Source organism: Pseudomonas serboccidentalis, from assembly GCF_028830055.1.
In the GTDB taxonomy this organism is placed as follows: Bacteria; Pseudomonadota; Gammaproteobacteria; order Pseudomonadales; family Pseudomonadaceae; genus Aquipseudomonas; species Aquipseudomonas serboccidentalis.
This window is the reverse complement of record NZ_CP101655.1, coordinates 3,690,621-3,703,438: the sequence shown is the minus strand read 5'-3', so window position 1 is coordinate 3,703,438 and position 12,818 is coordinate 3,690,621. Positions and strand designations below refer to the sequence as shown.

The following is a 12,818-nucleotide window of genomic DNA, read 5'->3' as shown; positions in this document are numbered from 1 at the left end:
AGTACGATCGACCCGCAAGACGGCACAGCGCTGCCTTCGATGTGTCGAAAATAGCCTAGGCTGAGCTGTCAGAAGCGGTATCTTCCGGTGTTCATCTGGCAGTGCTTGTGCAAGGGACCTCATGAAGCAAAAAAGGACTCTCGGAACGCCACGGTTGTTGGGCATCGTCTGGCCATTTATTGCCGTCGTGTTATTTCAGGCGTTATTGGGGGGCGTGAGTCTTTACGTCCTGTCGGCCGTTCGCGGCTATGTGGCCGGCGAGAGTCTTTGGTCCAAGGGCCAGAAGGACGCCATCTATTATCTGAACCTCTACGCCGACAGCCGCGACGAGGCGATCTTCCTCAAGTACAAGGACGCGATTGCCGTGCCGCAGGGCGGTCACGAGTTGCGTCTGGCTCTGGATCGACAGCCACCGGATCTGCAAGCGGCACGAGAAGGCATCCTCAAGGGTGGCAACCACCCCGATGACGTCCCGAGTCTGATCTGGCTGTACCTCAATTTTCGTCATTTCAGTTATCTGGAAACCGCCATCGACCGCTGGACGATCGGCGACGCCTATCTGGTCCAGCTGGACAAAGTCGCGCGCGAGATGCATCAGGGCATCAGTGAAAACGTTGCGACGCCGGCTGATATTCAACGCTGGAAAACGCAGATTTTCGCAATCAATGACGGCGTGACCCCGGCAGCCAAGGCCTTCAGCGATGCCTTGGGCGAGGGCTCGCGGATGATCCTGCGCCTGCTGCTGTTCACCAACCTGGCCACGGCGCTGGGGCTGATTGCGCTGGCCTTGCTGCGTACGCACAAGCTGCTCAAGCAGCGCCATGCCTTTGCCCAGGCACTGCAGTTGGAGAAGGACCGGGCGCACATCACCCTGCAATCGATCGGCGACGGCGTCATCACCACCGATGTCGATGGGGCCATCGATTACATGAACCCGGCGGCCGAGGCCATGACCCACTGGAAGGCCGAGCACGCGGCGGGTCTGCCGCTGGCCGCACTGTTCAACTTGCTGGATGACAACGCCCAGACTGAAGGGCTGACACTGATCGAGCATATTCTCAGCGGCAAACTGGTCGGCGGCAGCGAGCACTCCAAACTGATTCAGCGCCTGGACGGCAGTACGGTGTCGGTGACACTGGTCGGCGCGCCGATCCGCAATGCCGAAAAGATCAGTGGCACGGTGCTGGTATTGCATGACATGACTCAAGAGCGGCAGTACATCGCCAACCTGTCGTGGCAAGCGACCCACGATGCCCTGACCGGTCTGGCCAATCGCCGTGAGTTCGAATACCGCCTGGAACAGGCGCTGCACAATTTGACGCGCCAGTCCGGTCGACATGCGCTGATGTTCCTGGATCTGGACCAGTTCAAACTGGTCAACGACACCTGCGGTCACGCAGCCGGCGACGAGCTGCTGCGCCACATCTGCGCGCTGTTGCAGTCGGGCTTGCGCGAGAGCGATACCTTGGCGCGGCTGGGCGGGGATGAGTTCGGCATTCTGCTGGAGAACTGCGCACCGGAGGCTGCGGAGAAAATCGCCGAAAGCCTGCGCCAGACCGTGCAGAGTCTGCACTTCGTGTGGAAGGGCCGGCCATTTTTGACCACCGTGAGTATCGGCCTGGTGCATATCGCCCAGACCCCGACGACCCTTGAAGCGTCGCTGCGTGCAGCCGACATGGCGTGCTACATGGCCAAGGAGAAGGGGCGTAACCGGGTGCAGGTCTACCACGCCGATGACTCCGAGCTGTCGTTGCGCTTCGGTGAAATGGCCTGGGTGCAGCGTTTGCACATGGCGCTGGAAGAAAACCGCTTCTGCCTGTATGCCCAGGAAATTGCCCCGCTGGGTACCACGGTCGGCGGTGGCGGGCACATCGAAATCCTTTTGCGCCTGCATGACGAGGCCGGACGGATGATCCTGCCGGACAGTTTCATTCCGGCAGCCGAACGTTATGGCCTGATGAGTCAACTCGACCGCTGGGTAGTCGAGAATGTTTTTAAAGTCATTGCCCAATGTATTGCCGAACAACATGAAGGCCCGTTGGCAATGTGTGCGATTAATCTTTCAGGCATTACTATCGGAGATGACGCGTTCTTGCACTTTCTGCGGGAACAGTTTGTTAGTTACTCCATACCACCTGAAATGATTTGTTTTGAAATTACCGAAACCAGTGCAATTGCCAATCTCGGTAGTGCAATTAGATTTATTAATGAACTCAAAGGCTTAGGTTGTTACTTCTCCCTCGATGACTTTTGTGCCGGAATGTCTTCATTCGCTTATCTGAAACATTTGCCTGTAGACTTCCTGAAGATCGACGGGAGTTTCGTAAAGGATATGCTGGACGACCCGATTAACCGCGCAATGGTCGAAGTGATCAATCACATCGGGCATGTCATGGGTAAGCAGACAATTGCCGAGTTTGTTGAAACAACCCAGATCGAGCAGGCACTGCTTGAAATCGGGGTGGATTACGCTCAGGGTTATGTCATCGAACGCCCGCAATTGTTTACCTGCGACAGTTTGCAAAGTCGGCCCGCCAGACCGCAGCCGTTGTTGTTCAAAGCGCCTGGCACGTTCCGTTGAAAGCTCTTGCCGATCCTTACAATCACAAATCAAAAGGAGCCGAACAGTGATCGACACATTCAACCGAACCGGACCACTCATGGAAGCTGCAAGTTATCCAGCCTGGGCACAACAGCTCATTGTGGACTGCAGCGAGAGCAAGCGCCGGGTTGTCGAACATGAACTGTACCTGCGCCTGCGCGATAACAAGCTCAGCGCCAAGACCATGCGCCAGTACCTGATCGGGGGCTGGCCGGTCGTTGAACAGTTTGCGTTGTATATGGCGCAGAACCTGACAAAGACCAGGTTTGCCCGCCATCCTGGGGAGGACATGGCGCGCCGCTGGCTGATGCGCAACATTCGCGTCGAACTCAACCATGCCGACTACTGGCTGAACTGGAGCCGCGCGCATGGCGTCAGCCTTGAGGATCTTCAGGCCCAGCAAGTGCCGCCCGAACTGCATGCCTTGAGTCACTGGTGCTGGCACACCAGCTCGGCGGATTCGCTGATCGTCGCCATCGCCGCCACCAACTATGCCATCGAGGGTGCGACCGGGGAGTGGTCGGCGCTGGTCTGCTCTACGGGGGTGTACGCCGCGGCGTTCCCCGAAGAGGAGCGCAAGCGCGCCATGAAGTGGCTGAAGATGCACGCCCAGTATGACGACGCGCATCCGTGGGAGGCGCTGGAAATCATCTGCACGCTGGCCGGGATGAACCCGAGCAAGGCGTTGCAGACCGAGCTGCGCCAGGCAGTCTGCAAGAGCTATGACTACATGTACCTGTTCCTCGAGCGCTGCATGCAACTGGAAAACGCCGAGCGGGCGATCCATGGGCGTGAGCGTCTGGCGCTGGTAGAGAGCTGATATCCCATAACACCGCAAAAAGTGTAGGAGTGAGCCTGCTCGCGATAACGGTGTGCCAGTCAACATAGAGGGTGACTGACACACCGTTATCGCGAGCAGGCTCACTCCTACAGTGATTTTGGGGGTATCAAAAAAGTATCAGCCAGCCATCGCCAGGCGATTACGCCCCTCGCGCTTGGCCACATACAGCGCGCTGTCAGCGCGGCGCAGCAGGCTGTCGGCCGATTCCCCCGGCAGCAGACTCGAGCAGCCGAGGCTCACGGTCAGGTCGATCAACTGGCCGTCAGCGAAGTATTGCGCAGCCTGCGCGGCATGGCGCAGGCGTTCGCCGACCATCGCCGCCGCTTCCCGGCCGGTGTTGCACAGCAGGATCAGAAACTCTTCTCCGCCATAGCGAAACACCATGTCGACATTGCGCAGTTGGCCCTTGATCGACGCCGCCACCGCTTTGAGTACGTCATCCCCGGCGCTGTGTCCGTGGCTGTCGTTGACCCGTTTGAAATGGTCGATGTCGAGCATCAGCACCGACAACGGTTGCAGATGCCGCCGTGACATGTCGATCTCGCGTTGCAGGGTCTGCTCCATGGCGATCCGGTTGCCGGTCCCGGTCAACGGGTCGCGCAGCGCGCTTTGCGTTGCGGCGCGGTAGAGCAGGGCGTTGCGCATGGGGAACAACAGCGACGACAGCAGCGATTCGAGGTTGCCCTGGTCTTGCTCGCTGAAGCGTTGATTGCGGCGGAACACCAGCTCACCCAGATGCTCGCCTTCGTGGCTGAGGCTGTAGCTGACCGAATGGTGACCGCGTGCGCCGAACTCCAGGCGCAGGTCGCTGGCCGAATGCACGTAACTCAAAGCGTCCAGCGGCACCAGGCGCTGAACTTCGCGGAAAAACAGACCAAGGATTCGTTGCGGCTCAAGACTGGTTTGCAGTTGCAGGCTCATTTGCTGGCGCAGTTGCGCCAGGTTGGCCGGGCGTTCCAGCAGCGGAGGCAGCTGACCAAAGCCCAGGCGTTGCAATTTGGCACTGTCAAAGTCAATTGCATTGGTCTGGGAGGGTGATTTCATATGGCGTGAGCCCCTAAGCAGTAAGTCTGTCTTACAGGCTGGGTGAGAGCGGCTATGGGCTGCGCGTCATACTGATCCATCAGTCCCGTAGGACATTTGGCGTAAGTTTAGTCTGCCTGATGACGATTAGTCAGCTATCGAAATCGGCCTTGCCCCAGTGCCTTCACACGGCATGCTTTGAGGAAAATTAGAGCGAAAGTCATGCCATTCGGTTCATGTTTATTAAAACCGTTATGAATCAACAGGATGGCTTTTTGCTTTGAGGGTCAGTGGCGGATATTTGACTGGAGTGTGATATCGGGAAGCGGCAAATGTGTGCCGCGACGGTAATCCGCCACGGCCACAAAAGCGACGTATGGCAGTTATTGCGCGTTGAAGGCCTGGCCATTGATGCCGGTGCTGTCCGGGCCCATCAGGTACAGGTACACCGGCATGATCTCTTCCGGGGTCGGGTTGTTCAGCGGGTTTTCTCCCGGGTAAGCCTGGGCGCGCATGCTGGTGCGGGTGCCCCCCGGGTTGATGCTGTTGGAGCGTACCGGCGCCACGCCATCGACTTCATCGGCCAGGGTTTGCATCAGGCCTTCGGTAGCGAACTTCGATACGCCGTAGGCGCCCCAGTAGGCCCGGCCCTTGCGCCCGACGCTGCTGGAGGTGAACACCACCGAGGCATCCTGCGACAGTTTGAGCAGCGGCAGCAGGGTGCTGGTCAGCATGAACATGGCGTTGACGTTGACTTGCATGACGCGCATGAAGTTTTCGCCCGACAGCTGTTCGATCGGCGTGCGCGGACCAATGATCGAGGCGTTGTGCAGCAGGCCGTCGAGATGGCCGAACTCGGTCTCGATCATCGCCGCCAGCTCATCGTACTGATGGGGCAGGGCGGTCTCGAGGTTGAACGGGATCACCGCCGGTTGCGGATGGCCCGCCGCTTCGATCTCGTCGTAGACCTGCGTCAGATTGGCTTCGGTCTTGCCCAGCAGCAACACGGTGGCGCCATGGGCGGCATAGGTTTTCGCGGCAGCCGCACCAATGCCACGGCCGGCACCGGTGACCAGAATGACCCGATCCTTGAGCAATTCGGGACGAGCGGAGTAATCAAACATAAAAACCTCACAATCCATTTAAACGCTAAAAGATCGCAGCCTTCGGCAGCTCCTACAGATCATCGCAATCTTGTAGGACCTGCCGCAGGTTCGGGCCGTGTTCGGACGATCTTTTGACTTTGATCAGCAGCTGCAGAGCGCGCTGTCGAGCACCTTGCGCAATTCCAGCGGATGATCCACCACCACGTCCGCGCCCCAGTGCCGCGGGTTGTCGTCGGGGTGGATGTAGCCAAATGTCACAGCAGCCGTTTTCGTACCGGCATCGCGCCCTGACTCGATATCGCGCAGATCATCGCCGACAAACAGAACGGTCGATGGATCCAGATCAAGCATCTTGCACGCGAGGATCAGTGGCTCCGGATCGGGCTTGCTGTTTTTCACGTGATCCGGGCAGATCAGCAGCGCCGAACGCTCGGCCAGCCCCAGTTGTTGCATGATCGGTTCGGCAAAGCGCAGCGGCTTGTTGGTCACCACGCCCCAGAGCAGATTGGCCTTTTCGATATCTGCCAACAGTTCGCCCATGCCGTCGAACAGTTTGCTATGCACTGCGCAGCCAACCAGATAGCGCTCCAGAAACTCCAGGCGCAGTTCCTCGAAACCCGGCGATTCCGGGTCCATTGAAAAGGTCACGGCGACCATGGCTTTGGCGCCGCCGGAGATTTCGTCGCGGATGTGCTTGTCATTCATCGGCGGCAAGCCACGATCCGCGCGCATCGCCTGACAAATGGCGATGAAGTCCGGCGCGGTGTCGAGCAGGGTGCCGTCCATGTCGAAAAGAACTGCTCTGATGGCCATCGGCTTACTCCTCGCGCAGGGTCTGGATCATGTAGTTGACGTCAACGTCGTTGGCCAGCTTGTAGTGCTTGGTCAGCGGGTTGTAGGTCAGGCCGATGATGTCCTTGACGGTCAGGCCGGCGATGCGGCTCCAGGCGCCGAGCTCGGACGGGCGGATGAATTTCTTGAAGTCGTGGGTGCCGCGCGGCAGCAGCTTCATGATGTATTCGGCGCCGACGATGGCGAACAGGTACGCCTTCGGGTTGCGGTTGATGGTCGAGAAGAACACCTGGCCGCCGGGCTTGACCATGCGGTAGCAGGCGCGGATCACCGACGACGGGTCCGGCACGTGTTCCAGCATTTCCAGGCAAGTGACGACGTCGAACTGCTCGGGCATTTCTTCGGCCAGGGCTTCGGCGGTGATCTGGCGGTATTCGACGCTGACGCCGGACTCCAACTGGTGCAGTTGCGCGACCGCCAGCGGCGCTTCGCCCATGTCGATGCCCATCACGGTGGCGCCGCGCTGGGCCATGGCTTCGCTGAGGATGCCGCCGCCGCAACCGACGTCGAGGACTTTCTTGCCGGCCAGATTGACCCGCTCGTCAATCCAGTTGACGCGCAGCGGGTTGATGTCGTGCAGCGGTTTGAACTCGCTTTCGCGGTCCCACCAGCGATGGGCCAGGGCTTCGAATTTGGCGATTTCGGCGTGGTCGACGTTGCTCATGATCAATTCCTCGAAAAACTTGAAAAAGGCTGTAGCCCCGGAGTCTGGTCCGGGGTGTTTACGATTCGGTGTGGCCGCTGATGCGCAGGCCCCAGGCCCGGGCGGTAGCGCCCAGCTGTTGTTCATCCAGACGGGTCAGGCACCGGTCGTCGAGTAACTGTTTGCCGGCGACCCACAGGTGTTTCACGCAATCGCGACCGGTGGCATAGATAAGCTGCGACACCGGGTCGTAGACCGGTTGCTGGGCCAGGCCGGACAGGTCGAAGGCGACGATGTCGGCGGCCTTGCCAATTTCCAGCGAGCCGACCTGCGCTTCGATCCCCAGTGCTCGCGCGCCATTGAGTGTGGCCATGCGCAGCGCGCGATGGGCGTCCAGCGCAGTGGCCGAACCGGCGACGGCTTTGGCCAGCAACGCGGCGGTACGGGTTTCGCCCAGCAGGTCGAGATCGTTGTTGCTTGCCGCGCCATCGGTACCGACGGCGACGTTCACGCCAGCCTGCCACAGACGCTCCACCGGGCAGAAACCGCTGGCCAGCTTCAGGTTCGATTCCGGGCAGTGGATCACGCTGCTGTTGCTTTCTACCAGCAATGCGAGATCGTCATCGCTGATCTGGGTCATGTGCACGGCCTGGAAGCGCGGGCCGAGCAGGCCCAGCCGGCCGAGGCGGGCCAATGGCCGCTCGCCGCGATGTTCCAGCGATTGCTGGACTTCGAAAGCGGTTTCGTGGACGTGCATGTGAATCGACGCATCCAGCTCTTCAGCGATCACGCGGATTTTTTCCAGGTTCTCGTCGCCCACGGTGTAGGGTGCATGAGGGCCGAAGGTGATCTTGATCCGTTCGTGATGTTTCAGATCGCCGAACAGCTCGACGCCCTGGCGAATGGCCTCATCGGCACTGGCGGCGCCGGGAATCGGGAAATCGAGGATCGGGATCGCGATCTGCGCACGGATGCCGCTGTTGTGCACGCGTTCGCTGGCGACTTTCGGAAAGAAATACATGTCCGAGAAGCAGGTGATGCCACCTTTGATCTGCTCGGCAATGGCCAGATCGGTGCCATCACGCACGAAATCTTCATCGACCCATTTGGCCTCGGCCGGCCAGATGTGGTTTTCCAGCCAGGTCATCAGCGGCAGATCATCGGCCAGGCCGCGGAACAGCGTCATCGCTGCGTGGCCGTGGGCGTTGATCAGGCCCGGGGCGAGCAGTACGTCCGGTAATTCGCGGATTTGCGTGGCGTTACACTTCAGTGCTTCGGCGCGTGGGCCGATAAACACGATGCGACCATCGCGGATGCCCAGGCCGTGCTCCTTGAGCACAACGCCTGCAGGTTCGACGGGTACCAGCCAGGTCGGCAGCAATAATAAGTCGAGCGCAATGGCAGGTTTCGGCATCGAGGGTCGGTTCCAGTGCTTTTGTAAAGGATGGCGAAGTATACCCGAGCGTCTTCGCGGGGGGATCGCTATAATCGGCGGCTTTTGTTCATGAGTGCGGGGTGAGGGATGCGCGATCGACTGTTGGCTGCGGAGAAAGTAAAGGCCATCGATTGGCGAGATGGCGCGCTCCACCTGCTGGATCAGCGTATTTTGCCGTTCGAGGAAACCTGGATCGCCTACACCAGCGCCGCCGGCGTGGCTGAGGCGATTCGTTCGATGGTGGTGCGCGGTGCGCCGGCCATCGGTATCAGCGCGGCCTATGGCATTGTACTGGCGGCGCGTGCCCGCGTGGCGGAGGGCGGCGACTGGTATGCGGCGCTGGAAGAGGATTTCGCGCTGTTGGCGGATTCCCGCCCGACTGCGGTCAACCTGTTCTGGGCGCTGAACCGCATGCACGATCGCCTCGATCGCCTGAAGGACAATGCCGATCCGCTGGCGGCGCTGGAAGCCGAGGCCATCGCCATTCATGAAAGCGATCGCGAAGCCAACCTGACCATGGCCCAGCTCGGTGTCGATCTGATCCGCAAGCATCAGGGCAACGCCCAGGCGATCCTGACCCACTGCAACACCGGGGCGCTGGCCACCGGCGGTTTCGGTACGGCGCTGGGGGTGATTCGTGCGGCTTACCTTGAAGGTATGGTCGAGCGCGTTTATGCCGACGAGACCCGGCCATGGCTGCAGGGCTCGCGTCTGACCGCGTGGGAGCTGGCGAACGAGGGCATCCCGGTGACCCTCAATGCCGATTCCGCCGCCGCGCACATCATGAAAACCAAAGGCGTGACCTGGGTGATCGTCGGCGCTGACCGCATCACCGCCAATGGCGACGTGGCGAACAAGATCGGCACCTATCAACTGGCGGTCAACGCCATGCATCACGGCGTGCGTTTCATGGTGGTGGCGCCGAGTTCGACCATCGACATGAATCTGGCCAGCGGCGACGACATCCCGATCGAGGAGCGTGACGGTGCCGAGCTGCTGGAGGTGGGTGGCAAGCGCGTGGGTGCGGATGTCGAGGCGTTCAACCCGGTGTTTGACGTGACCCCGGCGGATCTGATCGATGCGATTGTCACCGAGAAAGGCATCGTCGAGCGTCCGGATACGGCGAAAATGGCCCAGTTGATGTGCCGTAAACGCCTGCATTGATTGGCTGTGGTGCCTGGAAGGGCGCCATCGCGAGCAGGCTCACTCCTACAAGGTCTTGTGTCGAACGCAAACCCTGTAGGAGTGAGCCTGCTCGCGATGAGGCCCTAAAAGTCAATAAACATCGGTAATTCAGCCCCCAATTCTGCATTCGCAGCGGCTCTGAGCCTCTCTCGTCCCCTTTACGCCTGTCATCGGTCAACTAACTATGCTCCATGCGCATCTGGGGGATAGGTGCGTGGCGGCTCTTGTGATAACATCCGGCGTTTTCCGAGGCAGCTTCACGGAGCTGTCTTTACTGCGCAAATCCACGGTCCAACTTGTTGATTTGTCGTAAGTCGGCGCATGGCACTCAGCCTGCCCCGACGAGCTTCGTTCATCCCATATGGATATGACGAAGTTTCACCAGAAAAAGGAATCAGGCTTCTCATGGGCGAACTGGCCAAAGAAATCCTCCCGGTCAATATCGAAGACGAGCTGAAACAGTCCTACCTCGACTACGCGATGAGCGTAATCGTCGGCCGTGCACTGCCGGATGCGCGCGATGGCCTCAAGCCCGTGCACCGTCGCGTACTGTTCGCGATGAGCGAGCTGGGCAACGACTTCAACAAGCCGTACAAGAAATCTGCCCGTGTTGTCGGTGACGTAATCGGTAAGTATCACCCGCACGGTGATACCGCGGTGTACGACACCATCGTCCGCATGGCTCAGCCTTTCTCCCTGCGCTACCTGCTGGTTGATGGTCAGGGCAACTTCGGTTCGGTCGACGGCGACAACGCCGCGGCCATGCGATACACCGAAGTGCGCATGACCAAGCTGGCGCACGAGCTGCTGGCCGACCTGCACAAGGAAACCGTGGACTGGGTGCCGAACTACGACGGCACCGAACTGATCCCGGCGGTCATGCCGACGCGCGTGCCGAACCTGCTGGTCAACGGCTCCAGCGGTATCGCCGTGGGCATGGCGACCAACATTCCGCCGCACAACCTCGGTGAAGTCATCGACGGTTGCCTGGCCCTCATCGACAACCCTGAGCTGACCGTCGATGAGCTGATGCAATACATCCCGGGTCCGGACTTCCCGACCGCCGCGATCATCAACGGTCGTGCCGGCATCATCGAAGCCTACCGTACCGGTCGCGGCCGCATTTACATGCGTGCGCGCTCGATCATCGAGGACATCGACAAGGTCGGTGGCCGTCAGCAGATCGTCATCACCGAACTGCCTTACCAGCTGAACAAGGCGCGTCTGATCGAAAAGATCGCCGAGCTGGTAAAAGAGAAGAAGCTCGAAGGCATCACCGAACTGCGCGACGAGTCCGACAAGGACGGTATGCGCGTCGTGATCGAGCTGCGTCGCGGTGAAGTGCCTGAGGTGATCCTCAACAATCTCTACGCCCAGACCCAGCTGCAATCGGTATTCGGCATCAACATCGTGGCGCTGATCGACGGTCGTCCGCGGATCCTTAACCTCAAGGATCTGCTGGAAGCCTTCGTTCGTCACCGTCGCGAAGTGGTCACCCGCCGTACCGTGTTCGAACTGCGCAAGGCCCGCGAGCGTGGTCACATCCTCGAAGGCCAGGCCGTCGCCCTGTCGAACATCGACCCGGTGATCGCCCTGATCAAGGCTTCGCCGACCCCGTCGGAAGCGAAAGAAGCGCTGGTCAGCACCCCTTGGGAATCCAGCGCAGTCGTGGCGATGGTTGAGCGTGCCGGCGCCGATTCGTGCCGCCCGGAAAACCTCGATCCGCAATACGGTCTGCGCGAAGGCAAGTACTTCCTGTCGCCAGAGCAGGCGCAAGCCATTCTGGAACTGCGTCTGCACCGTCTGACCGGTCTGGAGCACGAGAAGCTGCTGGCCGAGTACCAAGAGATCCTCAACCAGATTGGTGAGCTGATCCGCATCCTCAACAGCGCCGTGCGCCTGATGGAAGTGATCCGCGAAGAGCTGGAAGTGATCCGCGCCGAATACGGCGACGTGCGCCGCACCGAAATTCTCGATGCGCGTCTCGACCTGACCCTGGGTGACATGATCCCGGAAGAAGAGCGCGTCGTGACCATTTCCCACGGTGGCTACGCCAAGACCCAGCCATTGGCTGCGTACCAGGCTCAGCGTCGTGGCGGCAAAGGCAAGTCGGCGACCGGCGTCAAGGATGAGGACTACATCGCTCACCTGCTGGTTGCCAACAGTCACACCACGTTGCTGTTGTTCTCCAGCAAGGGCAAGGTGTACTGGCTCAAGACTTACGAGATTCCGGAAGCATCCCGCGCCGCCCGTGGTCGTCCGCTGGTCAACCTGCTGCCGCTGGATGACGGTGAATACATCACCACCATGCTGCCGGTCGAGGAATACACCGAAGGTCACTACATCTTCATGGCGACCGCCAACGGCACCGTCAAGAAGACCCCGCTGGAATCCTTCAGTCGTCAGCGCAGCGTCGGTCTGATCGCGCTGGAGCTGGACGAAGGCGACGTGCTGATTTCCGCTGCCATCACCGATGGCGAGCGTGAAGTGATGCTGTTCTCCGACGGCGGCAAGGTCACGCGCTTCAAAGAGTCCGACGTTCGTGCCATGGGCCGTACCGCCCGCGGTGTGCGCGGCATGCGTCTGCCGGAAGGTCAGAAGCTGATTTCGATGCTGATCCCGGAAGAAGGCAGCCAGATCCTCACCGCTTCCGAGCGTGGTTATGGCAAGCGCACCGCGATCACCGAGTTCCCTGAGTACAAGCGTGGCGGCCAGGGCGTTATTGCCATGGTCAGCAACGAGCGTAACGGCCGTCTGGTCGGTGCGGTTCAGGTGCTCGATGGCGAAGAAATCATGCTGATTTCCGATCAGGGCACCCTGGTGCGTACCCGTGTCGACGAAGTGTCGAGCCTGGGTCGTAACACGCAAGGTGTAACCCTGATCAAGCTGGCCAAGGATGAAACCCTGGTCGGTCTGGAGCGGGTTCAGGAGCCATCGGAAGTCGAGGGCGACGAGTTTGAAGGTGAAGAGGGTGCCGAGTTCGAGGGTGAGGTCGTGATCGACGACGTTGCCGAGGACCAGCAACTCGACGCCGCTGCTGACGAAGAGCCGCAGGAATAAGCGGACAAGCGAGGGGGCGGATGAAAATTCGCCCCCTTGTTATTTGTCCGGTATGAAACATCGGAGATCTC

9 protein-coding genes are annotated in these 12,818 nt (G+C 60.1%); 4 read left to right on the top strand and 5 right to left on the bottom strand.

The window, feature by feature from the left end:
• The first annotated feature begins 121 nt into the window (after window positions 1–121).
• Both NN484_RS16740 and NN484_RS16735 read left to right on the top strand, forming a co-directional pair.
• A complete protein-coding gene (locus tag NN484_RS16740; protein ID WP_274657504.1) occupies window positions 122–2,581 on the top strand; it encodes an EAL domain-containing protein in 2,460 nt (819 codons plus the stop codon).
• A gap of 79 nt (window positions 2,582–2,660) precedes the next feature.
• Entirely contained in the window at window positions 2,661–3,422 is a 762-nt protein-coding gene (locus tag NN484_RS16735; RefSeq protein WP_252191672.1) for an iron-containing redox enzyme family protein, read from the top strand.
• A gap of 138 nt (window positions 3,423–3,560) precedes the next feature.
• Here the strand turns inward: NN484_RS16735 and NN484_RS16730 are convergent, their stop codons facing one another.
• The 5 genes from NN484_RS16730 to NN484_RS16710 form a co-directional block, all read right to left on the bottom strand.
• Window positions 3,561–4,487, bottom strand: a complete 927-nt coding sequence (locus NN484_RS16730; RefSeq protein WP_127648824.1) for a GGDEF domain-containing protein — start codon at window positions 4,485–4,487, stop codon at window positions 3,561–3,563.
• A gap of 362 nt (window positions 4,488–4,849) precedes the next feature.
• On the bottom strand, window positions 4,850–5,590 hold the full coding sequence (locus tag NN484_RS16725) for a YciK family oxidoreductase (RefSeq protein WP_025113079.1): 741 nt from the start codon (window positions 5,588–5,590) through the stop codon (window positions 4,850–4,852).
• Window positions 5,591–5,713: 123 nt separating this feature from the next.
• Entirely contained in the window at window positions 5,714–6,385 is a 672-nt protein-coding gene (mupP, locus tag NN484_RS16720; protein ID WP_215502023.1) for an N-acetylmuramic acid 6-phosphate phosphatase MupP, read from the bottom strand.
• A gap of 4 nt (window positions 6,386–6,389) precedes the next feature.
• Window positions 6,390–7,088, bottom strand: a complete 699-nt coding sequence (ubiG, locus tag NN484_RS16715) for a bifunctional 2-polyprenyl-6-hydroxyphenol methylase/3-demethylubiquinol 3-O-methyltransferase UbiG (protein ID WP_108183445.1) — start codon at window positions 7,086–7,088, stop codon at window positions 6,390–6,392.
• A 58-nt stretch (window positions 7,089–7,146) separates the two neighbouring features.
• Window positions 7,147–8,481 carry a TRZ/ATZ family hydrolase gene (locus NN484_RS16710; protein ID WP_274657503.1) on the bottom strand — a complete coding sequence of 445 codons (1,335 nt, stop codon included), beginning with the start codon at window positions 8,479–8,481 and terminating at the stop codon, window positions 7,147–7,149.
• A gap of 108 nt (window positions 8,482–8,589) precedes the next feature.
• On the opposite strand from NN484_RS16710, the gene mtnA reads away from it, so the two are divergent.
• Together mtnA and gyrA are read left to right on the top strand one after the other, a co-directional pair.
• Window positions 8,590–9,666 (top strand): S-methyl-5-thioribose-1-phosphate isomerase, encoded by a 1,077-nt coding sequence (mtnA, locus tag NN484_RS16705; RefSeq protein WP_127648821.1) that lies wholly within the window; start codon window positions 8,590–8,592, stop codon window positions 9,664–9,666.
• Window positions 9,667–10,092: 426 nt separating this feature from the next.
• Window positions 10,093–12,747 carry a DNA gyrase subunit A gene (gene gyrA, locus NN484_RS16700; RefSeq protein WP_274657502.1) on the top strand — a complete coding sequence of 885 codons (2,655 nt, stop codon included), beginning with the start codon at window positions 10,093–10,095 and terminating at the stop codon, window positions 12,745–12,747.
• Window positions 12,748–12,818: the final 71 nt, after the last annotated feature.